The 25581-nt window shown below is 73.9% G+C and carries 22 protein-coding genes; 7 read left to right on the top strand and 15 right to left on the bottom strand.

Annotation, left to right across the window (positions count from 1 at the left end; genetic code table 11):
• Nucleotides 1–88: 88 nt before the first annotated feature.
• Together ACIO5D_RS36875 and ACIO5D_RS36880 are read right to left on the bottom strand one after the other, a co-directional pair.
• Nucleotides 89–2044, bottom strand: a complete 1956-nt coding sequence (locus ACIO5D_RS36875; RefSeq protein ID WP_400800604.1) for a helix-turn-helix domain-containing protein — start codon at nucleotides 2042–2044, stop codon at nucleotides 89–91.
• Nucleotides 2045–2245: 201 nt separating this feature from the next.
• Nucleotides 2246–3007, bottom strand: a complete 762-nt coding sequence (locus ACIO5D_RS36880; RefSeq protein WP_363611425.1) for a 3-hydroxybutyrate dehydrogenase — start codon at nucleotides 3005–3007, stop codon at nucleotides 2246–2248.
• A gap of 308 nt (nucleotides 3008–3315) precedes the next feature.
• Between ACIO5D_RS36880 and ACIO5D_RS36885 the strand changes: the two genes are divergently transcribed.
• Nucleotides 3316–5136 carry a regulator gene (locus ACIO5D_RS36885; protein ID WP_400659016.1) on the top strand — a complete coding sequence of 607 codons (1821 nt, stop codon included), beginning with the start codon at nucleotides 3316–3318 and terminating at the stop codon, nucleotides 5134–5136.
• Between the two features lie 80 nt (nucleotides 5137–5216).
• Here ACIO5D_RS36885 and ACIO5D_RS36890 read toward each other — a convergent pair whose 3' ends face one another.
• From ACIO5D_RS36890 to ACIO5D_RS36900, 3 genes are all read right to left on the bottom strand, one after another.
• Nucleotides 5217–6443 (bottom strand): cation:proton antiporter, encoded by a 1227-nt coding sequence (locus tag ACIO5D_RS36890; protein ID WP_400659014.1) that lies wholly within the window; start codon nucleotides 6441–6443, stop codon nucleotides 5217–5219.
• Nucleotides 6444–6604: 161 nt separating this feature from the next.
• A complete protein-coding gene (locus tag ACIO5D_RS36895) occupies nucleotides 6605–7936 on the bottom strand; it encodes an FAD-dependent oxidoreductase (protein ID WP_363611417.1) in 1332 nt (443 codons plus the stop codon).
• Nucleotides 7937–8427: 491 nt separating this feature from the next.
• Nucleotides 8428–9333: a TIGR01777 family oxidoreductase gene (locus tag ACIO5D_RS36900; RefSeq protein ID WP_363611415.1), complete on the bottom strand. Its 906-nt coding sequence runs from the start codon at nucleotides 9331–9333 to the stop codon at nucleotides 8428–8430.
• A gap of 63 nt (nucleotides 9334–9396) precedes the next feature.
• Here ACIO5D_RS36900 and ACIO5D_RS36905 point away from each other — a divergent pair, with 63 nt between their 5' ends.
• Together ACIO5D_RS36905 and ACIO5D_RS36910 are read left to right on the top strand one after the other, a co-directional pair.
• Nucleotides 9397–9894: a GNAT family N-acetyltransferase gene (locus ACIO5D_RS36905; protein WP_363611413.1), complete on the top strand. Its 498-nt coding sequence runs from the start codon at nucleotides 9397–9399 to the stop codon at nucleotides 9892–9894.
• A gap of 141 nt (nucleotides 9895–10035) precedes the next feature.
• A complete protein-coding gene (locus tag ACIO5D_RS36910) occupies nucleotides 10036–11052 on the top strand; it encodes a DUF2510 domain-containing protein (RefSeq protein ID WP_400800607.1) in 1017 nt (338 codons plus the stop codon).
• A 69-nt stretch (nucleotides 11053–11121) separates the two neighbouring features.
• On the opposite strand, the gene ACIO5D_RS36915 is transcribed toward ACIO5D_RS36910, so the two are convergent.
• The 7 genes from ACIO5D_RS36915 to cobU form a co-directional block, all read right to left on the bottom strand.
• A complete protein-coding gene (locus tag ACIO5D_RS36915) occupies nucleotides 11122–11637 on the bottom strand; it encodes a DUF4240 domain-containing protein (RefSeq protein WP_363611409.1) in 516 nt (171 codons plus the stop codon).
• Between the two features lie 153 nt (nucleotides 11638–11790).
• The gene (gene sucB, locus ACIO5D_RS36920) at nucleotides 11791–13539 is read right to left on the bottom strand and encodes a 2-oxoglutarate dehydrogenase, E2 component, dihydrolipoamide succinyltransferase (protein ID WP_400800610.1); all 1749 of its coding nucleotides are present in this window, start codon (nucleotides 13537–13539) and stop codon (nucleotides 11791–11793) included.
• 57 nt (nucleotides 13540–13596) lie between these two features.
• Complete coding sequence (gene lpdA, locus ACIO5D_RS36925; RefSeq protein WP_363611405.1) at nucleotides 13597–14985, bottom strand: dihydrolipoyl dehydrogenase; 1389 nt, start codon at nucleotides 14983–14985, stop codon at nucleotides 13597–13599.
• 404 nt (nucleotides 14986–15389) lie between these two features.
• Entirely contained in the window at nucleotides 15390–16892 is a 1503-nt protein-coding gene (locus ACIO5D_RS36930) for a leucyl aminopeptidase (protein ID WP_363611403.1), read from the bottom strand.
• A gap of 300 nt (nucleotides 16893–17192) precedes the next feature.
• Nucleotides 17193–18002, bottom strand: a complete 810-nt coding sequence (locus ACIO5D_RS36935; protein ID WP_400800613.1) for an adenosylcobinamide-GDP ribazoletransferase — start codon at nucleotides 18000–18002, stop codon at nucleotides 17193–17195.
• 117 nt (nucleotides 18003–18119) lie between these two features.
• Nucleotides 18120–19235, bottom strand: a complete 1116-nt coding sequence (gene cobT, locus ACIO5D_RS36940) for a nicotinate-nucleotide--dimethylbenzimidazole phosphoribosyltransferase (RefSeq protein WP_363611399.1) — start codon at nucleotides 19233–19235, stop codon at nucleotides 18120–18122.
• 25 nt (nucleotides 19236–19260) lie between these two features.
• The gene (cobU, locus tag ACIO5D_RS36945) at nucleotides 19261–19836 is read right to left on the bottom strand and encodes a bifunctional adenosylcobinamide kinase/adenosylcobinamide-phosphate guanylyltransferase (RefSeq protein WP_400800616.1); all 576 of its coding nucleotides are present in this window, start codon (nucleotides 19834–19836) and stop codon (nucleotides 19261–19263) included.
• Nucleotides 19837–20006: 170 nt separating this feature from the next.
• Here cobU and ACIO5D_RS36950 point away from each other — a divergent pair, with 170 nt between their 5' ends.
• Nucleotides 20007–20207 (top strand): hypothetical protein, encoded by a 201-nt coding sequence (locus ACIO5D_RS36950; protein ID WP_363611397.1) that lies wholly within the window; start codon nucleotides 20007–20009, stop codon nucleotides 20205–20207.
• Nucleotides 20208–20211: 4 nt separating this feature from the next.
• Here the strand turns inward: ACIO5D_RS36950 and ACIO5D_RS36955 are convergent, their stop codons facing one another.
• Together ACIO5D_RS36955 and ACIO5D_RS36960 are read right to left on the bottom strand one after the other, a co-directional pair.
• On the bottom strand, nucleotides 20212–20952 hold the full coding sequence (locus ACIO5D_RS36955; protein ID WP_363611483.1) for a methyltransferase domain-containing protein: 741 nt from the start codon (nucleotides 20950–20952) through the stop codon (nucleotides 20212–20214).
• A 173-nt stretch (nucleotides 20953–21125) separates the two neighbouring features.
• A complete protein-coding gene (locus ACIO5D_RS36960) occupies nucleotides 21126–21725 on the bottom strand; it encodes a DUF3043 domain-containing protein (protein ID WP_363611395.1) in 600 nt (199 codons plus the stop codon).
• A 300-nt stretch (nucleotides 21726–22025) separates the two neighbouring features.
• On the opposite strand from ACIO5D_RS36960, the gene ACIO5D_RS36965 reads away from it, so the two are divergent.
• Both ACIO5D_RS36965 and ACIO5D_RS36970 read left to right on the top strand, forming a co-directional pair.
• Nucleotides 22026–22826, top strand: coding sequence for a PspA/IM30 family protein (locus ACIO5D_RS36965; protein WP_363611393.1), 801 nt, complete (start codon nucleotides 22026–22028; stop codon nucleotides 22824–22826).
• 37 nt (nucleotides 22827–22863) lie between these two features.
• On the top strand, nucleotides 22864–23157 hold the full coding sequence (locus ACIO5D_RS36970) for a hypothetical protein (protein ID WP_363611391.1): 294 nt from the start codon (nucleotides 22864–22866) through the stop codon (nucleotides 23155–23157).
• A 91-nt stretch (nucleotides 23158–23248) separates the two neighbouring features.
• Here ACIO5D_RS36970 and nadA read toward each other — a convergent pair whose 3' ends face one another.
• Nucleotides 23249–24430, bottom strand: coding sequence for a quinolinate synthase NadA (nadA, locus tag ACIO5D_RS36975; RefSeq protein ID WP_363611389.1), 1182 nt, complete (start codon nucleotides 24428–24430; stop codon nucleotides 23249–23251).
• Between the two features lie 190 nt (nucleotides 24431–24620).
• Between nadA and ACIO5D_RS36980 the strand changes: the two genes are divergently transcribed.
• The gene (locus ACIO5D_RS36980; protein ID WP_400659001.1) at nucleotides 24621–25544 is read left to right on the top strand and encodes an NADP-dependent oxidoreductase; all 924 of its coding nucleotides are present in this window, start codon (nucleotides 24621–24623) and stop codon (nucleotides 25542–25544) included.
• The last annotated feature ends 37 nt before the right edge of the window (nucleotides 25545–25581 follow it).

A 25581-nucleotide genomic window follows, 5' to 3' on the forward strand; every position in this document is an offset into this window, starting at 1 on the left:
CCTGCGATGCTCCGCTCGCTCACCACTGCTCCTTGCCAGGGGTTCGAGACCAACCTCGCCACTGTACGCCCCGGCGCGAACCGGGTGTTCAGGCGCCCGAGAGCAGCTGGAGGCGGAGCGCCAGCTGGAGTTCCAGCGAGCGCTCGGGGTGGTTCCAGTCCCGGCCGAGCAGGATCTCGACCCGGTCCAGCCGCTGCACGACCGTGTTCACGTGGACGTGCAGTTCGTCCTTGGCCCGGGTCAGGCTGCCGCCGCAGTCGAAGTAGGCGCGCAGGGTGCGCACCAGCTCGGTGCCGCGCCTGGCGTCGTACTCCAGCAGCGGGCCGAGCGTCGCGCCGACGAACCCGTCCACGTCGTGGCCGTCGCCGAGCAGCACCCCGAGGAAGCCGAGCGCCCGGGCCGAGGCGCCGTCCCCGGCCCGGCCGAGCACCCGCAGCGCCCGGACGCAGCGCAGCCCCTCGGCGTACGAGGCGGCCAGCGCCGGCGGCCCGGCGGCCGGGCGTCCGGCGCCCACGGTGACCGGGAAGCCGGCCAGCCGGGCGAGCCGTTCGGCGGCCCGCTCGGCCGCCCGCAGGGCGCCGTCCGGCCCGGTGGGTCCGCCGGATCCGGCCGGGCCGTCGGTGCCGTCGTCCGGCACCAGCAGCACCACCGCCTCGCCGTGCTCCGCGCTGATGCCCCGCGAGCCGAACAGGTAGCGTCCGGCGGCGCCGGCCAGTCGGCCGCGGTCGACGGCGGCGGTGCCCGGGGCACCGGCCGGCTCGGCGACCAGCACCAGGTGCGGGCGGCCGAGGTCCACACCGAGCCGGCGGCCGCGCGCGGTCAGTCCGGCCGGGTCGCGGTCGGGGCTGGTGAGCAGATCGGCGAGCAGTTCGCCGCGGACCCGGTTCTCGGTCTCGGCGACCGAGCGGCGCAGCAGCAGGACCAGCGCGGTCACCACGCCCGCCCGCTCGAACAGCCGCCGGTCGGCGTCGTCCAGGCCGGGCCGGCCGCGCAGGACCAGGGTGCCCAGCGGCTCCTGGCCGGCCAGCACCGCGCAGACCCAGGCGTCGCCGTGCCGCACCGACCGGCCCTCGGCCCGGGAGGCGGCGACCGCCGCGGCCAGCCCGTCGGCGGGCGCGGACCGGCCCGCCAGCGGTTCGCCCTCGGTGTCCAGGACCGTTATCTCGCCGTCCAGCAGCGCCGCCACCGCGGCGGCCACGTCCGGCACCTCGGCGCCGCGCAGCACCAGGTCGGTGAGCCGGTCGTGGCCCTGCTCGGCGCGCTGCACGGCGGCGGAGTGGGCCCGGATCAGCTCGTTCGCGCTGTTCAGCTCGGCCAGCGCGGCCCGGGTGTCGGCCAGTGACTTGGCGGTGTCCAGCGCGATCGCGGCGTGCGCGGCCAGCGAACAGAGCAGCGCGACCTCGTCGGGGGAGAAGGCGCGCGGCGAGCGGTCGGCGGCGAACAGCACGCCGATCACCTGCCCGCCGAGCAGCAGCGGTACCCCGATGATCGCCACCAGCCCCTCGTCCAGGACGCCCGCGTCGATCGTGCCGGTGTGGTGGAAGCGCTCGTCGGTGCGGTAGTCGGGGGTGGCGTACGGCCGGGCGGTCTGGGCGACCAGGCCGCCGAGGCCGTCGCCGAGGCTCAGCCGCAGGGTCTGGAAGAGGACGGACACCGAACCGTCGGTGACCCGCATGTAGGTGTCGCCGGCGGCCCGGTCCGGGAGGGTGAGATAGGCGGTGTCGGTGCCGAGCAGCAGCCGGGCCCGGCGCACGATCGCCTGCAGCACGGTGTCCAGGTCCCGGGAGCCGGCCAGGTCCCCGGCGGTGTCGAACAGCGCGGTCAGCTCGGCCTCGCGGCGGCGGTGCTGACGCAGGGTCCGGTGCACCCGCAGGGCCTGCCAGGTGGCGTCGTCGATCTCGCTCAGTACGGCGGCCGGCGCCCCCTGACGACGCGCGGCGGCCAGCACCTCGGCGAAGTCCTCGGTCGCGGCACCGGAGGCGAGCAGGTCGAGCAGCCGCCGCAGCGCGGGCGCCGAGCTGGTCCGGGGGTGGGGGTCGTTCACGGTACGGCCGCCAATCGGCAGTGGGTCTCTGGCCCCAGGGACGGAAGCGCGATCGTAGCTGCTCAGCCGCCCACTCGTGCGGGTGGACCGGGTGGCCGGCGCCCGTGCGGTAGTGGGCGGCGGCCACCGCGGGGCCGGTACGGAGCCGGGCCGCGCGGTGGCGCCATCGGGCCGGTGCCCGGCCGGGGGCCCGCGCGGGCGTCAGTGCGCGGTCCAGCCGCCGTCCACGGGCAGGCTGGCGCCGGTGATGTAGGAGGCGTGCGGCGAGCAGAGCCAGAGGGCCAGCTGCGCCACCTCGTCGGGCTCGATCAACCGCTTCACGGCGGTGCGGTCGAGCATGATCCGCTCCACCACCTCGTCCTCGTGGATGCCGTGCGCCAGCGCCTGTCCGGCGATCTGCTTCTCCACCAGCGGGGTCCGTACGTACCCCGGGTTGATGCAGTTGCTGGTGACGCCGTACGGGGCGCCCTCCAGCGCGACCGTCTTGCTCAGGCCCTCCAGCGCGTGCTTGGCCGTGACATAGGCGGACTTGAAGGCGCTGGCGCGCAGGCCGTGGACGGAGGAGATGTTGACCACCCGCCCCCAGTCCCGCTCGTACATGTGCGGCAGGGTGCGGCGCAGGATGCGGAACGGGGCCTCGACCATCACCCGCTGGATCAGCGTGAAGCGGTCGAGCGGGAACTCGTGCACGGGGGCGACGTGCTGGAGGCCGGCGTTGTTGACCACGATGTCGGCGTCGTCCGGCAGGGCTTCCACCGCCTCCGGGTCGGAGAGGTCGGCGACGTGCGCGACGCCGCCGATCCGCGCGGCGAGCTCCTGGGCCGGACCGGCCGCGAGGTCGACGACGTAGACCCGGGCGCCGGCCTCGGCGAAGGCCTCGGCGCAGGCCCGGCCGATGCCCGAGGCGGCTCCGGTGACCAGGGCCGTACGACCGTCGAGCGGGCGGGCTGAAGTGGTGTCCATGGCCGAGAACGGTAGGAATCCGGCGGCCCGTCTCCTATGTCGTGGGGAACTACAGCACCCCGGGAGAGTGTGGCGTTCACCGCTATGACGGTCGATCGGCGGTTCGGTCGGCCAAAGCCAAACCCACTCTGTCCGGACTTCCCCACAATGGGCGCGGATGCTTCACCCGTTCGGAGGATTGCTCGGTCAGAACCGCCCATAGCGCCCGAATGCTCGCTACATTCACGCCGATTCCCGACAGGGGCGCCGCCACAGGCAGCCGAAGTGCTGGTGGAGCCGGTACGGCGTCTGAGAGGTGTTGACTGACTATGCCCCAACGGCCTGCAACCGACAGCCCGGCGTACGGACCGCTCGACCCGCTCGACCAGCACCGGGGGCCGGTCGGCCGGGCCCTTCCGGACGCCCCCGACGCCCCGACCGCCGACGAACGGCGGCTGCCCGAGCAGGCCACCCCCGACCGGCACCCGGCGCCCCTCGCGCCCCCGGACGGGACGACCGCCGCCCCGGCCCCGCCCGTCGCCGGCCACTCCGGCCCGGCCCCGCAGAACGGCCAGCTGGCCGCGCTGATCGAGGAGGCCGGCTTCTCGCACGCCGGTCTGGCCCGCCGGGTCGACCAGCTGGGCCTGGAGCACGGCCTGGACCTGCGCTACGACAAGACCTCGGTCACCCGCTGGCTCCGCGGCCAGCAGCCGCGCGGCGCCACCCCGGCGCTGATCGCCGAGGTCTTCACCCGCCGCCTCGGCCGCCGCCTCACCGCCCAGGACCTCGGCCTGGACGCCTGCGCCCCGGTCTACGCCGGGCTGGAGTTCGCCGAGACGCCGCAGGAGGCGGTGGACATCGTGGCGAGCATGTGGCGCAAGGACAACGGCCCGCAGTCCGAGCTGCGGCGGATCGCGTTCACCCCGGCCGGGCTGGTGGTGCCCAGCCGGGACTGGCTGATCGGCCGCACCGACGAGCGGGTCGCCCGGGACGGCTCCACGCTGGCCCGCCCCGACCCCGCCGCGGGCGCGCCGCCCGCCGGAGCGCCCGCGCCCGGCGGGTCCCCGGTACCCCCGGTGCGCGGCCCCGCCCCCGGGGCGCCGGGCGCGGCGCCGGCCAGGGCGGGCGTCCCGGGCGCCGCCGCCTCCACGGCGCTCGGCCGGGTACCGGTCCAGAGCCGGCGCCCGCCGCTGGCCGTCGAGCCCCCCTACAGCGACCCGGCCCGCGAGCAGCGCCCGGCGCTGCGGGTCGGCCGGGGCGACATCGCCGCCATCCGCGCCGTCGGGGACCTCTTCCGCGCGCTGGACCACGCGTACGGCGGCGGCCACGCCCGGCAGGCGCTGGTCCGCTACCTGGAGAGCGAGGCCGAGCCGATGCTGCGCGGCCGCTACGGCGAGCAGATCGGGCGGGCGCTGTTCGCCGCGGTCGCCGACCTGACCAGGCTGGCCGGCTGGACGTCCTTCGACATCGCCGCGCACGGTCTGGCCCAGCGCTACTTCGTCCAGGCGCTGCGGCTCTCCCAGGCGGCGGGGGACCGCGTGCTCGGCGGGTACGTCCTGGTGACGATGAGCCAGCAGGCGGTGCACCTCGGGCACGGTCGGGAGGCCGTCCAGCTGGCCCGGGTCGCCCAGCAGGGCGTGGGCACCGCCGTGCCGCCCGTCGTGCAGTCGCTGCTGCACGCGGCCGAGGCGCGCGGGCACGGCCTGCTGGGGGACGTCCGGTCCTGCACCACCGCCCTGGTACGCGCCGAGCGGTCCCTCGCCGCGGCCCGTCCCGTCGACGAACTGCCCACCTGGGCACGGTACTTCGACGAGGCGCAGCTGGCCGACGAGTTCGCGCACTGCTACCGGGACCTCCAGCAGTGGCGGACGTCCGCCCAGCACGCGGAGAAGTCGTTGCGGCTGCGCTCGCCCGCCTACGCCCGCAGCCGGATCTTCTGCCGGCTGGTGCTGGCCACGGCCCGGCTGGGCATGGGGGACCTCGACGAGGCGTGCACCATGGCCACCGACGCGCTGCGGGCGGCCGGGGAGATGCGCTCGGCCCGCTCGCTGGAGTACGTGCGGGACTTCCACCGCCGGCTCGCCCCCTACCGGGGCAGCCCGGTGGCCCGGGCGTTCGAGGAGACGGCCCGTCAGACGGGGGTGATCTGACGCCCGCCGTCCGACCGCCGCTTGCCCGACCGCCGCATGGCCGGCCGCCGCCCGCCCGGGCGAGGGCCGGCCGGCGGGGCTCACCAGCTCTCGGCGCGTACCCGGGGCCGGCCCTGCTCCGCCGGCGGGCGCGCGCCGCCGCGCAACTGCTGGGCCAGCAGCGGGAAGAGCAGGACGGAGAGCATGCCCGCACCGACCAGCGCGGCCGCCGTGGAGGACGGCAGGTGATCCGCGTTCACCTCGATCGTGGTGATCACCACGACCAGCGGCAGCGCCGTCGCGCCGTACAGCCCGAGCGCCGCGCGGTCGCGCCGCCCGAGCCCGATCGGCGCGAGCAGCGCGGCGGGCAGCCCGCGCACCACCAGGAGCAGCAGCAGGAACACCGGGACGAGCAGCATCGTGCCGGGTTCGTTCAGCAGCGCGTCCAGGTCGAACTTCATCCCGCTGACGACGAAGAACACCGGGACGAGAAAGCCGAAGCCGATGCCCTCCAGCTTGGCCTCGATCACCGCCTCCTCGGCCTCCGGCACGTCGGATAGCAGCAGATGGGAGACGACGCCGGCGGTGAAGGCGCCGAGCAGCATGTCCAGGTCGAGCCAGAGTGCGGCGGCCACCATCGCCGCGAGCACCAGCATCACCGTGCGGATCGCGAACTGCCCGGAGGTGCGCAGGGTGTGCCGGATCAGCCGGGTCATCCACGCCGGCCGGGGCCGGCGGGCGCAGCTCACCGCGACCACCGTGATCACCGCGAAGGCGCCAAGGATGACGGCGGCCCTGGCCGGGGTGTTGCCGCTGAGCAGCGCCGCGATCGCGATGATCGGCCCGAACTCGCCGACCGCGCCGGTGGCCATCACCAACGAGCCGAACGGGGTGGGCAGTTCACCGGCGTCGCGGAGGATCGGCAGGATGGTGCCGAGCGCGGTGGTGGTGAGCGCCAGCCCGGCGAAGGCGCCGTTCAGCGGGTCGCGGTTGACCATCGCGCCCACCCCCAGCGCCACCGCCAGGGTCGTCAGCCACGCGGCGCCCGCCCGTCTGAGCGGGCCGCCGCGCAGCCTGGCGAAGTCGATCTCGTAGCCGGCCAGGAACATCAGCATGGCCAGGCCGAACCGCGAGAACGCGTCGACCAGGCCGCCGACGTGCGCCCAGTCCAGGACGTCCGGGCCGATCAGGACGCCGAGCACGATCTCGAACACCACGGTCGGCACGGCGATCCACCGCAGCAGCCGGTCGGCGAGCAGCGGCGCGGCCACGGCGGCGGCCGGGATCAGGATCAGCGCCAGGGGCTGGACCTGGACTCCGGCGCTCACCGCGCAACCGGCCGAGAGGGGAATGCCATCCGATTAGCGGTCATATCGGCATACTGGCATGTCGTCGGTTGCCGCCATCGCAGCCCGGTCACGTGTTCACGCCACCGCGGGTGCCACCCCCTGCCGCCACGGGAGAGCGGCCCGCGCCGCCGTAGACACGCCTAGGCCGCCGCCTCCACCGCCCGGGGCGCGGTCGGCAGGCCGAGGTCGCGCACCACGGCCTGTGCCGCCCGCCGCCCCGAGACCAGCGCACCCTGGACGCTGCTGGTGTCCCGGTGGTCGCCGCAGACGTACAGCCCGGCCAGCACCCGGACCGGGCGCCGGCTGTTGTGCGGCGGCGGCATGGCCGGCAGGGCGTCGGGCAGGTGCCGCACGCTCAGGAAGTGCCAGCCCTTGGTCGGTGTCCCGTACAGCTCCGCCAGCCGCCCGCGCACCGCCGGTTCGAGTGCGGCGGGCCCGCCGGCGTCGAAGGAACGCCGCCCGAGCACGGTGGTCGCGATCAACGCCTGTCCGGCCGGGGCGTACGAGGGGTGCAGCTCGCTGAGTACCAGCGAGTGCGAGACCAGCGGCGGGTGGCCGCCGGGCCGGTCGCCGTCGAGCAGCAGGACGGCCTCGCCGACCGGGGGCCGGTGGGCCGCGTGGTAGAAGGTGGTCACGGGGTGGAAGTCGGGCAGCCGCAGCCCCGGCAGCAGCCCGGTGGCGGACTGTCCGTCGGTGGCCACCACGACGGCCTGCGCACCGATCCGTCCGTGCCCGGCGGTCTCCACACCGTCGGCCGTGATGGAGGTGACCTGCACCCCGGTCCGCACGGTGCCGGCGGGCAGGGCGGCGGCGAGCTGGGCCGGCACGGCCGCGATTCCGGCGGCGGGCAGACAGAGCCGTCCGCGCGCGTAGGAGCGCAGCACCAGGTCGGCGATCCGGCTGCTGGTGCCCAGGTCCGGGTCGCTGAGCAGGGCGCTCAGCAGCGGCCGCAGGAAGCCGTCGACGGTGCGGGGGGCCGGGCCGCGTTCGGCGAGCGCGCGGGCGGCGGTGGTCTCCGGCCGGGCCTGCAGCCGCCCGGCCGGGGTGGCGGCGAGCCGGCTGAGCCAGTTGCCCAGCCGGGCCTTGTCCAGCGGACTGCCCAGCGGTGCCCGGGTGGTGGCCTGCCGGGCGGCGGTCAGCTGCGGGTCCCCGGCGCGGTAGCGGCGGCCGCCGCTGTGGACCAGCACGCCGGGGGCGAGGGGCCGCAGATCGAGGCGGTCGAGGTCGAGTGTGCGGCGGAGTTCGGGGAAGGCGGTGTTCAGCAGGTGGCTGCCGTGGTCGAGCCGGAATCCGTCCAGCTCGCGGGTGGCCATCCGGCCGCCGATCCGGTCCGTGGTCTCCAGGACCTGGACGGACAGGCCATGGCCGGTGAGCGCGCGGGCGGCGGCCAGGCCCGCGAGGCCGGCGCCCACCACGATGACGTCCGGGTCGGACTGCCGGCGAGCGCGGCGAGTGAAGTCGTACGTGGGCACTGGCGTGCTCCCTCCCTGGTCCCGGAGCTTCGGCCGACGCAGGCAGCGGGGTGCCGGGACACGGTCCGACGATGTGATGCCCAGTCAATGTGAGCGTCAGACCGTCGTACCGGGCCGTATCCCGGGCCCGGAAAGGGCTCGGCGGCATCCGGCGGGGGCGCGGTCACGGACTGTGCGCCCAAGGGGCCGGGTTCGGGGGCTACGGGCGCGCACGGTCACCGGGGGCGTGCGACGCGCCCGCCGTGTGCTCCCGTGCGCCCCTCCCGGGAGCCCCGTCGGTTCCCCGCCCGGCATATGCCCCTGGCCAGGGCAAACGCCGTAGCGGGCGTACGCGGACGAGAGTGGACGGGCCGGGGCGGCCGTCCCGGTGCGACAACCGCACCAACGACACCATCGGCGACACCACCAACGGCACCGCGACGACCGCAGCGCCGACGCAACACCGACATGCGCCGACGCAACGCCGACGTACCGCCGAACCCGGAGCGCGCCTACAGCGCCGCCCGCACCGCCGAGTCCACGTCCGGGTGTTCGAACCGGAATCCGGCCTCCAGCAGCCGCCGGGGCACCACCCGGTGGCTGCCGACCACCTCGATCGCCAGCTCGCCCAGCACGGCCTTCAGCACCGCCTCCGGCACCGGGAACGGCGTCGGCCGCTTCAGCGCCCGCCCGAGTGCCGCCGTCAGCTCGGCGTTGGTCACCGGCTCCGGCGCGGTGAGGTTGAAGGCGCCGGCGAGGTCGTCCCGGTCGATCAGGAACCGCAGCGCGGCGACCTCGTCGGCCAGCGAGATGTAGCTCCAGTACTGGCGCCCGTCGCCGAGCCGCCCGCCGAGCCCCAGCCGGAAGAGCGGGAACAGCCGCCCACCGGCCCCGCCGGCGGCGGAGAGCACCAGTCCGGTGCGCGGGTGGACCACCCGGATGCCGGCCCGCTCGGCGGGCCGGGCGGCGGCCTCCCACTCGACGCAGACCTCGGCCAGGAAGTCGTCCCCGGCGGGGGAGTCCTCGTCGATCACCCGGTCGCCGGTCTGTCCGTACAGGCCGACCGCGGAGGCGCTGACCAGCACCCGGGGCGGCTCCTTCAGGTTCGCCAGCGCGACGGCCAGCGTCTCGGTGCCGAGCACCCGGCTCTCCCGGATCTCCCGCTTGTAGGAGTCCGTCCAGCGGCCGTCGCCGACCCCGGCGCCGGCCAGGTGCACCACCGCCTCGACGCCGGCCAGCCCGTCCCGGTCGACCTGGCCCAGCTGGGGGTTCCAGCCGATCGCCGTCGTCCCGTCGGCCTGTGGGCCCGTCCTGGAGCGGTGCCGGACCAGCCGGACCACCTCGTGGCCGTCCGCCAGCAGCGAGTGGACGAGTGCCGAGCCGATCAATCCCGTGGAGCCTGTGACCGCGATGCGCATGGGCCCATCCTCGCAGCTCAAAATCCGTATGCCTTCGGGACGCGGCTGATTAGCATGACGCGCATGTCCGACGACGATCTGATCATCCGTTCCGCGCAGCCCGAGGACGAACAGGAGCTCGCCACCCTCAACCGCGCCACCTGGTCCACCCTTTCCGAGGTCTCCCCGCGGCCCGCGGAGGAGGACGGCGTCTTCGACGAGCGTCACCTCCCGGACCAGTTCCTGCTCGCCCTGCTCGGCGGCCGGATCGTCGGCTACGTCCGCCCGGTCCCGCCCACCCCGCTGGCCAGCAACCAGCACGTCCGTCAGATCCAGGGCCTGGCCGTCGACTCCTCGGTCCGCGGCCGGGGCATCGGGCGGTCGCTGGTCGAGGCCGCCTGCGAGGCCGCCAAGGAACAGGGCGCCCGCCGGATGACCCTGCGCGTGCTCGGCCACAACGCCCCGGCCCGGCGGCTCTACGAGAGCTGCGGCTTCGTCGTCGAGGGCTCGCTCGCCGAGGAGTTCCTGATCGACGGCCAGTACGTGGACGACATCTGGATGGCCCGGTCGCTGACCGCCTGAGCCGCCCTGGCCGCTTGACCGGATCACCTGCACCACCCGCCCCATCCGTCTGACGAATCGTCAGATCGCTGGCGTGGGTGGTGCAGAGTCGTGACAATCCGCACCTGTCTGGGGTGCTGCCGCGCCGGGTACCGTACGGCCGTGAGCAATTCGACGCCTCCCGGGTGGTACCCGGTACCGGGTGCGGACGGCGCAGCCGGTCATGAGCGCTGGTGGGACGGCAACGCCTGGACCAGTGACGTCCGTCCCGTCCAGGCGGGCGGTGCCCAGCTCGCCGACGCCCCGACCCAGACCTGGCAGCCCCCGCAGCAGCCGGTCTCCGCCCCGCCACCCGCATACGGCTACGGAGCCCCGCAGCAGGGCGCCCCCGGCTACGGCTACCCGGGCCAGGCCGCGCAGGCCTACGGCTACCCCCAGGGCGGCTACCCGCCCCCACCGCGGCCGGGCCGGATGAAGCCGGGCGTGGCCGTCGCCGTCGTCCTCGCGGTGCTGGCCGTGGTCGGTGTGGTGGCCGGGATCGCGCTCAACAACAGCGACAAGCCGCAGGCGGGCCCGGCGCCGACGCCCACGGTCACCGTCTCGGACAGCTCGAGCCCCAGCCCGACCCCGACCCCGCGCACGCCCACCCCGACGACGACCCCGCTCCCCGCGCCGATCGTCAAGGACACCGTCTCCGACAGCCGGCACGCCATCATCGTGCCGGTCTTCGAGGACTGGGACGCCCAGACCGACAGCGCGCACTCGACGGTCTTCCTGGGCACCGGCCGGTACACGTGCCCGGGCGGCGGCTCGTGCATCCGCGGCCAGTTCTCGGTCGAGAAGGAGACCATCGCGGGCGCCAGCGCCCGCGCGGCGGCCGAGGCGGCGATGCCCGCCTACGCGGCGGCGATCTTCACCGGCATCGCCTCGCACACCGACGCGGGCTCCTTCGCCACCACGGTGGCGGGCGTCCCGGGGTACGCCGTGCGCTGGCGCATCAAGACCACCGACGGCACCCGGGGCTACGTCCTGCTGGCGGCCGTCCCGGCCAAGGGCGGCGGCTACGTCGCCTTCGAGGGCGGGGTGGACGACGACCCGAGCGCACCCGACCCGACCGTGCTCGACCAGATCCTCAAGGGCATCAAGCAGGACGGCACCGCCACCGGCTCCACCACCTGACGCCCGCCGGGGGCGTCTCCCGCGAGCCACCCCCGGGGCCCGCTCCGGTCGCCCGGCGGGAGGCGTGTGTCAGTCCCCGTAGCGCTCCCAGAGCTTGGGGAAACGCTTCGCCATGGTGTCCGGATCGTCGAAGTCCAGGGCCGCACCGGCCGGCCGCGCGGGCTGCCGCCCGCCCACCTCGGGCAGCGGCAGCCCGGTCAACTGCTCGTACGCCTCGTCGGCGGCGTAGCCGAGATCCTCGGCCTCGCCGTCCTCCTCCTCGTCGAAGCCGGGCAGCAGCTCCGCCAGGTCGTCCGGATCGTACAGCCCGCCCTCGAACACCTCCCGGCCCTGACCGATCAGCCAGCAGCGGAAGAAGTCGAAGGTGTCCTCGGAGGCACCGTCCAGCAGCAGGTAGGCCGCTCCCCAGAGGTCGATGCGGTAGGCGCGCTGGAAGCGGGCCTCGAAGAGCCGCGCGAAGTCGATGACGTCGTCCGGGGTCAGCTGGACGAGCCGCTCCACCAGGCGCTCCGCCTGCTCGTCCGGGTCGCCCTCGGCGGCCTCCCGGGTCTCGTCGATGATCTGCCAGAAGTCGGTCTCGTCCATCACCGCTCCAGCATCCCCGTTCACCCGCGCAACCGCATGCGATGGGCTCACGAAACGCGGAAACCCCCGGAGACGGGGGGCCACGAAAACGCGGAGCCCCGCGCCGTCCGGGGACGACGCGGGGCTCCGGGGACTGCCGTGCTCGCTGGTGCCTTACAGGCCGAGCTCGACCTCGAACTCGCCGGCCTCCAGGATCTCCTTGACGGCCACCAGGTAGCGGGCGGCGTCGGCGCCGTCCACCAGGCGGTGGTCGTAGGAGAGCGACAGGTAGGTCATGTCGCGGATGCCGATGGCGGTGCCGCCGTCGGCCTCGATGACGACCGGGCGCTTGACGGTCGCGCCGATGCCCAGGATGGCGGCCTGGTTCGGCGGGACGATGACGGTGTCGAACAGCGCACCGCGCGAGCCGGTGTTGCTGATGGTGAAGGTGGCGCCGGACAGCTCGTCCGGGGTGATCTTGCTGTCGCGCACCTTGCCGGCCAGCTCCGCGGTCTTCTTGGAGATGCCGGCGATGTTGAGGTCGCCCGCACCCTTGATGACCGGGGTCATCAGACCCTTCTCGGAGTCCACCGCGATACCGATGTTCTCGGAGTCGAAGTAGGTGATGGTGCCCTCGGCGTCGTTGATCCGGGCGTTGATGACCGGGTGGCTCTTCAGCGCCTGGGCGGCGGCCTTGACGAAGAACGGCATCGGGGACAGCTTCACGCCCTCACGGGCGAGGAAGGCGTCCTTGGCCTTGCCGCGCAGCGACATGATCTTGGTGAGGTCCACCTCGACCACGCTGGTCAGCTGGGCCTGCTCGTGCAGGGCCTTCATCATGTTGTCGCCGATGACCTTGCGCATGCGGGTCATCTTGACGGTCTGGCCCCGCAGCGGGGACGGCGCGGCGGCGGCCTTCGGCGCGGCGGCCGGAGCGGCGGCGACGGGGGCCGGTACGGCCTTCGCGGCCTCGGCGGCGGCGATGACGTCCTGCTTGCGGATACGGCCGCCGACACCGGTGCCGGTGACGGCGGTCAGGGCGACGCCCTGCTCGGCGGCGAGCTTGCGCACCAGCGGGGTGACGTAGGCATCACCGGCGTCGGCCACCGGGGCGGCCGGAGCGGCGACGGGGGCCGGGGCGACCGGGGCCGGGGCGGCCGGGGCGACCGGAGCCGGGGCGGCCGGGGCGACCGGAGCCGGGGCGGCGACCGGAGCCGGAGCAGCGGCCACCGGGGCGGCCGGGGCAACCGGAGCGGGGGCGGCGACCGGAGCCGGAGCGGCAACCGGGGCCGGAGCCGGAGCGGCGGCACCGGCGGCACCGATCAGCGCCAGCTGGGCGCCGACCTCGGCGGTCTCGTCCTCGCCGACCAGGATCTTCACGACGACGCCGGCGACCGGCGACGGGATCTCGGTGTCGACCTTGTCGGTGGAGACCTCGAGCAGCGGCTCGTCGATCTCGACCGTCTCACCCTCGGCCTTCAGCCAGCGGGTGACGGTGCCCTCGGTGACCGACTCGCCCAGCGCGGGCAGCAGGACCGGGGTGGCGTCGGCGGCCGGGGCGGCCGCGGCCGGGGCCTCGGCGACCGGCGCGGCCGGGGCCGGAGCGGCAACCGGGGCGACCGGAGCCGGAGCGGCGGCGGGCGCGGCCTCGGCGGCCGGCGCGGGGGCCGCGACCGGGGCGCCGGTGCCGTCGTCGATGATCGCCAGCTCGGCGCCGACCTCGACGGTCTCGTCCTCGCCGACCTTGATCGAGGCCAGGATGCCCGAAGCCGGGGCCGGGATCTCGGTGTCGACCTTGTCGGTGGAGACCTCGAGCAGCGGCTCGTCGACCTCCACGCGCTCACCCTCGGCCTTCAGCCAACGGGTGACGGTTCCCTCGGAAACGCTCTCGCCCAGCGCGGGCAGTGTTACTGAGACCGCCATGGTTTCAGCGACTCCTATCAAGTCTTGCGTACTGGAATGGGGGATTGGGGAGCGCGATCAGTCGTGCGCGTGCAGCGGCTTGCCGGCCAGCGCCAGGTGCGCCTCGCCCAGGGCCTCGGACTGGGTCGGGTGGGCGTGGATGAGCTGCGCGACCTCGGCCGGCAGTGCCTCCCAGTTGTAGATCAGCTGGGCCTCGCCGACCTGCTCGCCCATGCGGGCGCCGACCATGTGGACGCCGACCACGGCGCCGTCCTTGACCTGGACGAGCTTGATCTCGCCGGCGGTCTTCAGGATCTTGCTCTTGCCGTTGCCGGCCAGGTTGTACTTGAGGGTGACGACCTTCTCCTTGCCGTACAGCTCCACGGCCTTGGCCTCGGAGATGCCGACGGAGGCGACCTCGGGGTTGGAGTAGGTCACGCGCGGGACGCCGTCGTAGTCGATCGGCACGGCCTTCAGGCCGGCCAGGCGCTCGGCGACCAGGATGCCCTCGGCGAAGCCGACGTGGGCCAGCTGCAGGGTCGGTGCGAGGTCGCCGACGGCCGAGATGGTGGGCACGTTGGTGCGCATGTACTCGTCGACGAGGACGTAGCCGCGGTCCATCGCGACGCCGTTCTCCTCGTAGCCGAGACCGGCCGAGACCGGGCCACGGCCGATGGCGACGAGCAGCAGGTCGGCGTCGATCTGCTTGCCGTTCTCGGTGGAGACGCGCACACCGGTCTCGGTGTACTCGACGCCGGAGAAGCGGGCCTTCAGCTCGAACTTGATGCCGCGCTTGCGGAAGGCGCGCTCCAGCAGCTTGGAGGAGTTCTCGTCCTCCAGCGGGACCAGGTGCGGCAGCGCCTCGACGATGGTGACGTCGACGCCGAAGGACTTCCAGACCGAGGCGAACTCGACGCCGATCACGCCGCCGCCGAGGATGACGGCCGACTTCGGGATGCGGTCGAGCTTGAGGGCGTGGTCGGAGGAGATCACGCGGTCGCCGTCGATGGTCAGGCCCGGGAGCGACTTCGGCACGGAGCCGGTGGCCAGGACGATGTGGCGGCCCTCGATGCGCTGGCCGTTGACGTCCACCGAGGTCTGCGAGGAGAGCTTGCCCTCGCCCTGGATGAAGGTGACCTTGCGGGAGGCCACCAGGCCCTGCAGGCCCTTGTACAGGCCGGCGATGACGTCGTCCTTGTACTTGTGGACGCCGTTGATGTCGATGCCCTGGAAGGTGGCCAGCACGCCGAACTCGGCGGCCTCCTTCGTCTCGTCCGCGATCTCGGCGGCGTGCAGCAGCGCCTTGGTCGGGATGCAGCCTCGGTGCAGGCAGGTGCCGCCCAGCTCGCCCTTCTCGACCAGGGCGACACTCTGGCCCAGCTGAGCGGCGCGGAGCGCCGCGGCGTAACCGCCGCTTCCGCCTCCGAGAATGACTACGTCGAAAACGGTGCTGGCGTCGTTCGCCACGTCACGTCCTCCATGCAATGGGGTGTGGATCGCCGGGCCGGTCACGGTCCGGTGGGTCGGGAAGCCCTTGTGGGGCGCCCAGTCGTGCCGGAAATACATCTTCGCACTTGTTCACGGCGGCTGATGTCCGGGTCCGCTCCAGGGGTGTCCGTCAGGGCGGTCACCGGGGTGGGAATACCCCCGACGGAAGGACATCACCGCAGCTCACGGCGGTATTGACGGCGGTGGTGCCGACGCCCCCGGCGGGCCGGGGCGTGGCGGGTTCCGCACTGTGGAACAAAGTTTCGCCAGTAGCGAACAAGAGTGCACACCGCGGGTTCGTTCCCTACCCGCAGGTAACCGCGGGTGGGAAGCCGACGGGGCCCGGCGCAACCGCGCCGGGCCCCGTCCGCTCAGGCTTCGGATCAGGCCTTGGCGCCCGCCGCGGTCTGCTCGGCGAAGCGGACCAGGGTGCGCACCGCGGTCGCGGTGCCGCCCTTGGGGGTGTAGCCGAACGGCGCGCCCTCGTGGAAGGCCGGGCCGGCGATGTCCAGGTGGGCCCAGTCGATGCCCTCGGCCACGAACTCCTGCAGGAACAGGCCGGCCACCAGGCCGCCGCCCATCCGGTCGCCCATGTTGGCCAGGTCGGCGATGGTCGACTCGGTCATGCCCTTGCGCAGCTCGGCCGGCAGCGGCATCGGCCAGGACGGCTCGCCGGCCTCGCCCGCGACGGTGTGCAGCGTCTCGCGCAGCTCGTCGTTGTTGGCCATCACACCGAAGGTGCGGTTGCCCAGAGCCACCATCATCGCGCCGGTCAGCGTCGCCACGTCGACGATGACGTCCGGGTTCTCCTCGCCGGCCCGCACGATCGCGTCGGCCAGCACCAGACGGCCCTCGGCGTCGGTGTTCAGCACCTCGACGGTCTTGCCGCCGTACATCTTCAGCACGTCGCCCGGGCGGGTGGCCGAGCCGGACGGCATGTTCTCCGCCAGCGCCAGCCAGCCGGTGACGTTGACGGCCAGGCCCAGGCGCTTGGCGGCGACCACGGCGGCGAACACCGCGGCGGCGCCCGCCATGTCGCACTTCATGGTCTCGTTGTGGCCGGCCGGCTTCAGCGAGATGCCGCCCGAGTCGTAGGTGATGCCCTTGCCGACGAACGCCAGGCTCGCCCTGGCCTTCGGGTGGGTGTACGCCACCTTCACCAGCCGGGGCGGGTTGGCCGAGCCGTTGCCGACGCCCAGCAGGCCGCCGAAGCCGCCCTTGAGCAGCGCCTTCTCGTCCAGCACCTCGACCTTGAGGCCGTGCTCCTTGCCGGCGGCCTGGGCGATCGCGGCGAAGCCCTTCGGGTTCAGGTCGTTCGGGGCGGTGTTGACCAGGTCGCGGGCGCGGTTCATCTCCTCGCCGACGGCCAGGGCGCGCTCGACCGCGGCCTTGGCGTCCTTGCTGCCCTTGCGGGCGACGAGCAGGACCAGCTCGCCGACCGGCTCCTTGGCGCCGCTGTTCTTGTAGGTGCCGAACGTGTACGCGCCGAGCAGGCCGCCCAGCGCGACCGCCTCGACCTCGTCGGCGGACTCGGCCGGCAGTGCCAGCGCGGCCTTCTTGGCGCCGGCCAGGGTGCGGGCGGCGACACCGGCGGCGCAGCGCAGCGCCTCGGCCGGGTAGCCGCCGTCGGCGGCCTCGCCGAGGCCGACCGCGAGCACGAGCGCGGCCTTCAGGCCGGCGGGGGAGGGCACCTTGACGGCCTCGCCCTCGGCGCCGGTCGCGCCCAGGGTGGTGAGGACCTCGGCCAGCTTGCCCTCGAACGCCTCGGCCACGGCCTCGGAGCCGGGGGCCAGCACAATGCCCTTCGGGCCCTTCGCCACACCGATCACCAGGGCGTCCGCGCGCAGCGAGGCGGCGGAGGAGGTGCTCACAGACAATGCAGTCACGTAATGCGTCCTGTTCTTTCGCGGTCCACGGCCGGTCACGGCGCGGCTGACGCACCGGCACAGCCCGGAGCCGCCGCGCGGGTCGTTCCGCCCGCCGTGCGCCGGGTCCGGGGCCCCTGGCGCGGGCGCCCGCCGGTCGCGGCGGCCGCACACATCAGAGGCCCCGGCTCCTCAACGCGCGCCGGGCGGGCAGGACCTGCGACGGTGCAGGGCTGCGGTGCTCCCCGCATGGTAGTCCGCATGCTGGGATCACGCGTCGCCCGGTATCCCGCCTTTCGGTAGGGTGTGCGGCCGTCGGCCTCAGCCGAGCAGCGCCAGGGTCAGCAGGCAGCCGGTCGCGGCGGTCTCCGCCATCGCCCCGAGGACGTCCCCGGTGACCCCGCCGAACCGCCGGACGCAGCGCCGCAGCAGCAGCCAGGCGCAGCCCAGGCCGACCGCAACGGCAGTCGGCAGCCGGAGAACTGACCATCCGTCAAGCGCGCCGAGAGCGGCCAGCAGCAGCGCCGTGGCGGCCGAGGACAGCAGGGCGGTGGCGGGCGGCACCGTGCTCGCCACCATCGCGCCGAGCCCGCCCGGCCGGGCGGCCGGCACCGACCGCGCGCACCCCCAGGCGAGCGCGCATCGCGCGGCCGTCGCCGAGGCGAGCACCGCGAGCGCGCCGCGCGCCGCACCGGCGTCGAACTGTCCGGCCAGCGCGGCGATCTGGGCCAGCAGGACCAGGACGAGTGTCAGTACGCCGAACGGCCCGATGTCGGACTGCTTCATGATGCGCAGTGCGTCCTCGGCGGGTTTGCCGCTGCCCAGGCCGTCGGCGACGTCGGCGAGGCCGTCCAGGTGCAACCCCCGGGTCAGCGCGGCCAGTACGCCCACCGCGACCACCGCGCCGAGCGGCCCGCCGGCCCGCCAGGCGGCCGGCGCCCCCACGGCCGCCGCCAAGGCCCCCAGCACCAGCCCGACCACCGGGGCCGCCGCCATCGCCCGGGCCGCCGCCGGGCGGTCCCAGCGCTCGACCCGGACCCGCAGCACCGACAGCGTGCCGAAGGCGAACCGCAGCCCCTCGCCCCAGCCGGCCGGTGCCGTCGGCGACTTGTCCGGCATCTTGTCCGGCATCGCCCACCGCTCCTTACGCCCGCTCGCGGGGGCCGTTCGTTCGCCGGGGCGCGCCCCGGTCTTCCACCACCCCGTCAACGGCCTTGCCCCGCACCGTCGTCAGGGTGGCGGCGGAGGTCAGAGCCGGCCGAGCAGCTCGGTCGCCGAGGGCAGCTTCGGCAGTTCCTTCGGCGCCGCCGGGACGAACGGCACGGGCGTCTGCTCGGCCAGGGTGTCCGCCGCGGCCTGCAACAGCGGCAGCGCCATCAGCGCGCCGACGCCCTCGCCCATGATGATCCCCTGCTCCTGCAAGGGGGTCAGGGTGAGCCGGTCGTACGCCTTGGCCTGGGCCGGCTCGCCGCTGGACTGCCCGGCCCGCCACCACTCCGGCGCCCGGAAGGCGATCCGCTGCGCGACCAGCGCGCAGGCCGAGGAGACCACGCCGTCCAGCACCACCGGCAGCTTGCGCGCGGCGGCCTGGAGCAGGAAGCCGGTGATCGCCGCGAAGTCGGCGCCGCCGGTGGCACCGAGCAGCGCCAGCTGGTCGCCGAGCACCGGCCGGGCCCGCCGCAGCGAGTCCCGGACGGTCGCGCACTTGACCATCCACACCCGGTCGTCGATGCCCGAGCCGCGCCCGGTCACCGCGGCGGCGTCCGTCCCGCAGAGCGCGCCGACCAGCACCGCCGCCACCGTGGTCGCGCCGACCCCGAGGTCGCCCAGCACCACCAGGTCGGTGCCGGCGTCGGCCTCCTCGTCGGCGACGGCCATGCCGGCCCGGAACGCCCTGACGGTCTCTTCGGGCGTCATCGCGTCCTCGACGTCGATCCGGCCCGAGCCGCGCCGCACCCGGTGGGCGACCACCTCGTCGGGGAAGTCCGACGGGTCCGCGTCCACCGCCACGTCCACCACCCGCACCTCGGCGCCGAAGCGCCGGGCGAGCAGGGCGACGGGGGCGGTGCCGTCCAGCACCGCCTGCACCCGGGCGGCCGTGCCGCCCTTGGCGGGCAGCCGGGACACCCCGAGGGCCGCCACTCCGTGGTCGGCCGCGAACAGCACCACCTTGGGCGCCGACAGCGGCCGCACCGGGGAGCGCCCCTGCACGGACGACAGCCAGCTGCCCAGCTCCTCCAGCCTGCCGAGCCCGCCGCGCGGCCGGTCCAGCGCCTGCCAGCGCTCCTCGGCGGCCCGCCGGGCGCTCTCGTCGGGGCGCTCGACGAGCGAGGAGAACGTATCGAGATCCACGGTCGTGTCCATCGGTCGGAAGGCTACACGCAGCCGGTCATCGGTCTGCGGCGGGCTTGACCGTCAGAACCTGCCCGGCCACGACCAGCAGCACACGCTCCGAGGCGTCCGCCACCGCCATGTTCAGCCGGCCCAGGGTGTCGCGGAAGCGGCGGCCCGAGGCGGTCGCCGGGACGACGCCCATGCCGACCTCGTTGCTGACCGCCACGACCCGGCGACCGGTGGCCGCCCAGGCCTGCGCCAGCGCCTCGCAGCGCCGCCCGACCGCGGCCTCGCCGCCGGCCGCCCACACCTCGTCGTCCCAGGCGCCGCACTCGTCCATCACCGCGGTCAGCCAGAGCGCCAGACAGTCGATCAGGACCGGTGCCGGGTCGGCGCGGTCCGCCAGGACCGCCTCCAGCTCACAGGTCTCGGCCGTGCGCCAGCTCCCCGGCCGCCGCTCGCGGTGCAGGGCGACCCGCTGTGCCCACTCGGCGTCGCCGTCCCGGGTGCCGCCGGTGGCCACGTACAGGACATCCGGGTCGCCGGCGAGCAGCTGCTCGGCCCGGGTGGACTTGCCGGAGCGGGCGCCGCCGAGGATCAGGGTGCGGGGGAGTGCGGGGTGGGCTGCCATGCGCCCCATCCTGCCCGACCGCGCCGTCCGGCCGGCCGCCGAGCCGCCCGGCCGGCACCGCGCCGAGGCATAGGGAAGATCGGACCGGGCAGGCTAAGGTGCGCAGCACACAGCACACAGCACACAGCGTCACAAGCGTCGGTAGCGTCGTCGGGTGAGGAGAACCGGTCATGGTCTGGACGTGGCGGTACGAGAAGGCGGACGGCACCGTGGTGGCCCCGGGCGAGGGCCAGGAGGAGTTCGCCGGCCAGGGCGACGCCGAGACCTGGATCGGGGAGAGCTGGAAGCAGCTGGTCGAGGACGGCGTCGACACCGCCGTGCTGCTCGACGACGACCGGGTGGTCTACGCGATGAGCCTGCACGAGGCGTAACGGCTCACTTCGCCCCGAGGACGTGCAGCAGCGCGGCGACCTGCCGGTACGGGTCGGTGCGGCCGGCCCGCTCCTCGGCCTCCAGCAGCTGGGCCAGCTGCCGCCCGTCCACCGGTGCCGTCGCGTCGTCGGGCGCGTTGTCGGTGAAGACCCGCACGCCGTACCAGTGCTTCAGCGGGACGGACACCTCGGAGAGGGTGACGGAGAGGTCGGAGAGCCGGTCGGCGCGGGCGGCCAGGCCGAGCCGGTTGTAGTAGCGGTCGCTCTCGAAGGCGTGCAGGGCGGCCCGCCAGTCCCCGGCGGCGGCGGGCCGCAGGGCCAGCGCGTCGCGGTTGCGGACCAGCAGCGAGAGCAGTCCGCCCGGCGCCAGCAGCCGGGCCAGTGAGGCGATCATCGGATCGGGGTCCGGCAGGTACATCAGTACGCCGTGGCAGAGCACCACGTCGAAACTGCGCGGCCCGAACCAGCGTCCGCACTGGTGGCCGTCACCGCTGAGCAACTGCATCCGGCCGCGCACCTCGGGCGGCTCCTCGGCCAGCGCCCCCTGGGCGACACCGAGCGCGACCGGGTCGGAGTCGATACCGGTGACGAAGTGGCCGGCCCGGGCCAGGCGCAGTGCCTGGGTGCCCTGGCCGCAGCCGATGTCGAGAACACGCTGCGTCGTCCGGCCGGCCAGCTGCTCGGTGAGCTGCCGGGCGACCAGCTCCTGCCGGACGAGGTTGCGCAGGCCGCCGAGTCGCTCCAGCCAGGGGCCGGTGCCGCCGGCGAAGGAGCCGCTGCGCGAGGGCAGCCGCTCGTGCGCCTGCCGGTCGTGGGCGCCGAGACGGTCGTGGCCGCCGCCGCCCTGGCCCGGCAGTGCGTACAGGCCGGGCCCCTCCCAGGTCGGGGGGGCCCAGCCGGAGTCCACCGGCTCGGCGGTCAGGGCTTCTCCCCGCGCCGCACCTGCGGCTTGGGCAGCCGCAGCCTGCGCATCTGCAGGATGCGCATCAGGCCGTACGCGACCGCGCCGCGGGTGTTCTGCCCGGCGAAACGCTCGGCGAGCTGCTTGCGCAGACCGAAGCCGAGGCGGACGAAGTCCAGGATCACCAGGACGAAGAACAGCAGGAAGAGCAGGGTGGAGAGCAGTTGGAGGGCCGGCACCTTCACGATGCTGAGGACCAGGATGACCACGGCCGCGGGCAGGAAGAACTCGGCGAGCGACCAGCGGGCGTCCACGTAGTCGCGGGCGAACTTGCGCACCGGGCCCTTGTCACGGGCCGGCAGGTGGCGCTCGTCACCCTCCAGCAGCGCGGTGCGCTGCTTCTCTCGCTCGGCCCGCATCCGCTCGCGCGACTGGCGGGCGGCCTCCTTGCGGTCCTTGGGCACGCTCACGCGGGTACGCCGGTGAGCCTCGGCCTCACTGCGCTTGGGCGTGGGCCTGCCCTTCTTCGCCTGCGGGTCGCGGGGCTGGGTGGTCTCGTCCTGCTTCTCCAGCACGGCGGCGGAGGCGGCGGCATCATCTGAACGGCGTCGGAACACACCCCCAGCGTACGGGGTGCGGGCGCGCTTCTTCCGGTGCCCTTGGACCCAAACGCATATCGATCCCCGGGGCCCGTGTCCGACGCGAGGTTCAGGGTGCCTTCCCGTAGGGGATCACTCCGATGGACGGTTGGTGGAATGAGGGGCGGATCCACCCCGGGGATGAGGCAGTGGCGCGGATTGCTGTAGCACTCTTGTTGCAGGCAGGTGCACTGCGGCGAAGGGCTCGCTGCACATACACTCGTCGTGTCTGGTAACGAGATAGAGACCGCAGGCCGGAGAAGGGGGCACCCGAGGCCCATGAGCGACGGAATCATGAAGCGTATGGGGCTGATCTTCCGCTCCAAGGCGAACAAGGCCTTGGACCGGGCGGAGGATCCGCGTGAGACGCTCGACTATTCGTACCAGAAGCAGCTCGAGCTGCTGCAGAAGGTACGTCGCGGCGTCGCGGACGTAGCCACCTCGCGCAAGCGCCTGGAACTCCAGCTGACCCAGCTTCAGCAGCAGTCCGCGAAGTACGAGGACCAGGGTCGCAAGGCGCTGTCGCTCGGCCGCGAGGACCTCGCGCGCGAGGCGCTGACCCGCAAGGCCAACATGCAGTCCCAGATCACCGACCTGGAGACGCAGTACCAGCAGCTCCAGGCCGAGGAGGAGAAGCTCACGCTCGCCTCCCAGCGGCTGCAGGCCAAGGTGGACGCCTTCCGTACCAAGAAGGAGACCATCAAGGCCACCTACACCGCCGCCCAGGCGCAGACCAGGATCGCCGAGTCCTTCTCGGGGATCTCGGAGGAGATGGGCGACGTCGGCCTGGCGATCCAGCGGGCCGAGGACAAGACGGCCCAGATGCAGGCCCGTGCGGGCGCCATCGACGAGCTGCTGGCCTCCGGCGCGCTCGACGACGCCAGCGGGCTCGGCCGCAAGGACGACATCGAGGCGGAGCTGGAGCGGGTGGCCGGCGGCTCGGACGTCGAGCTGGAGCTGGCCCGGATGAAGGCCGAGCTGACGGGCGGCTCGCCGTCCGCCGGTCCGCAGGCCATCGAGCAGGGCAAGCCGCAGGACGCGCATCCGCAGGACACCCCGCGCATCAACTACAACAAGTGATCTGAGCTTCACCCCACGAACCAGGGAGACGCACGGCATGATCATGAGGGTCATGGGTGAGGGGCAGTTCAGGGTCGGCGACGACCATCTGAACCGGCTCAACGAGCTCGACGAGGAGCTTCTCGCCGCACTGGAGTCGGGGGACGAGGAACACTTCCGGCGGGCGCTCGCAGAACTGCTCGGCGCGGTGAAGGAGTTCGGCACCCCGGTGCCGCTGGACTCGCTGGATCCGTCCGACCTGATCCTTCCGAATGCCGACGCGACGATCGACGAGGTCCGGCAGCTGCTGCGGGCCGAGGGTGACGGCCTGATCCCCGGCATCCCCGAGTAGCTGCCGTCTCGCGCCGGACGCCAGACACAGGGCGGGCCCCCTCCGTCACGGAGGGGGCCCGCCCTTTGGCGCGCGTTCGCCCGTACCGGGGCTACGGCAGGGCCAGCATCCGGTCCAGCGCCGCCTTGGCGTACTTCTCGGTCTCCGGGTCGACGGTGATCACGTTCGGCACCCGGCCCTCGACCAGCGACTCCAGCGCCCAGACCAGGTGGGGCAGGTCGATCCGGTTCATGGTGGAGCAGAAGCAGACCGCCCGGTCCAGGAAGACGACCTCCTTGTCCGGGTGCGCCTTGGCGAGCCGGCGGACCAGGTTCAGCTCGGTGCCGATGGCCCACTTGGAGCCCGGCTCGGCGGCGTCCAGCGCCTTGATGATGTACTCGGTCGAGCCCACCATGTCGGCGGCCGAGACGACCTCGTGCCTGCACTCCGGGTGCACCAGCACGGTGACGCCCGGGATGCGCTCGCGGACGTCGTTCACCGAGTCCAGCGAGAACCGGCCGTGCACCGAGCAGTGGCCGCGCCAGAGGATCATCTTGGCGTTCCGCAGCTGCTCGGTGGTCAGTCCGCCGTTCGGCTTGTGCGGGTTGTAGAGGACGCAGTCGTCCAGCGAGTAGCCCATCTCGCGCACCGCGGTGTTGCGGCCGAGGTGCTGGTCGGGCAGGAAGAGCACCTTCTCGCCCTGCTCGAAGGCCCACTCCAGAGCCCGCTGGGCGTTGGACGAGGTGCAGATGGTGCCGCCGTGCCGGCCGGTGAAGGCCTTGATGTCGGCGGAGGAGTTCATGTACGAGACCGGGACGGTCACGTCGGCTATGCCGGCGTCGGTGAGCACGTCCCAGCACTCGGCGACCTGCTCGGCGGTGGCCATGTCGGCCATCGAGCAGCCGGCCGCGAGGTCGGGCAGTACGACCTGCTGGGCGTCGCCGGTGAGGATGTCCGCGGACTCGGCCATGAAGTGCACGCCGCAGAAGACGATGTACTCGGCCTCCGGGCGGGCGGCCGCGTCGCGGGCGAGCTTGAAGGAGTCACCGGTGACATCGGCGAACTCGATCACCTCGTCGCGCTGGTAGTGGTGGCCGAGGATGAAGACGCGGTCACCGAGTGCGGCCTTGGCCACGCGGGCGCGCTCGACGAGGTCCGGGTCGGAGGCGGCGGGAAGGTCGCCGGGGCACTCGACGCCGCGCTCGCTGTTCGGATCGGCCTCACGGCCGAGCAGCAGCAGAGCGAGCGGCGTCGGAGTGGGGTCGACGCCGTAGGTCTCGGTGGTGGTGGTCACGGGCGGGTGCCCTTCTGTGCGGCCGATCGGTCGGTGCAGCCTTCTCGTCTATCTGACGTTATCTATGATAACCGGTTAGCGTCAGACTGACGATGGCCGTCCTGTCGATGTGACGAGAACCGCTCGCCGGTTCGGACGCTTCCCGGCGTGGCCGAATCGATATCCGGGCCCGATCGCGTTGGCTGTCGCCATGAAGGCAATCGCGATCAGCCGCTACGGCGGCCCCGAGGTGGTCGAGTACACCGATCTGCCCGACCCCAAGGTCGGGCCCGACTCGGTGCTGGTGCAGGTCAGGGCGGCCGGTGTGAACCCGGTGGACTGGAAGATCCGCGAAGGGCACCTGGACGGGCTGCTGGACGTCCACTTCCCGCTGGTGATGGGCTGGGACGCGGCCGGGGTGGTCCGCGCGGTCGGCGGCGGGGTCACCGAGTTCGCCCCCGGCGACGAGGTCTACGGCTACATCCGCAAGGACGCCGTCGAGCACGGCACCTACGCCGAGCTGGTCGCCGCCCCGGTCCGCACCCTGGCCCGCAGGCCCGCCGCGCTCGACTGGGCGCAGAGCGGCGGCCTGCCGCTGGCCGGGCTCACCGCCCTCCAGGGCCTGAAGGCGCTGCGGGTCACGGCGGGCGACACCGTGCTGGTGCACGCCGCGGCCGGCGGCGTCGGCCACCTGGCCGTCCAGATCGCCAGGGCGCTCGGCGCCCGGGTGATCGGCACGGCGGGCGAGCGCAACCACGACTATCTGCGCGGGCTCGGCGCCGAGCCGGTCGCCCACGGCGAGGGCCTGGCCGACCGGGTCCGGGCGCTCGCCCCCGGCGGGGTGGACGCGGCCCTCGACCTGGTCGGCGGCGGCGCCGTCGAGGTCTCGGCCGGCCTGGTCGCCGACCCGGCCAGGATCGCCTCGGTCGCCGACTACGGCGTCGTCGCGCGCGGCGGCCGCTACGTCTGGGTCCGCCCCGACGCCGCCGGCCTGGCCGAACTCGCCGCCCTGGCCGACGACGGGCGGCTGACCGTCACGGTCGCCTCGACCTTCCCGCTCGCCCAGGCCGCCTCCGCCCAGGCGCTCAGCGCCGAGGGCCGCACCCGGGGCAAGATCGTTCTCCTGACGGGCTGAGCGGCGGCGTACCGCGGCCCGTCATCTGTCAGCGGTG

This window comes from Kitasatospora sp. NPDC087315, assembly GCF_044744345.1.
Taxonomy (GTDB): Bacteria; Actinomycetota; Actinomycetes; order Streptomycetales; family Streptomycetaceae; genus Kitasatospora.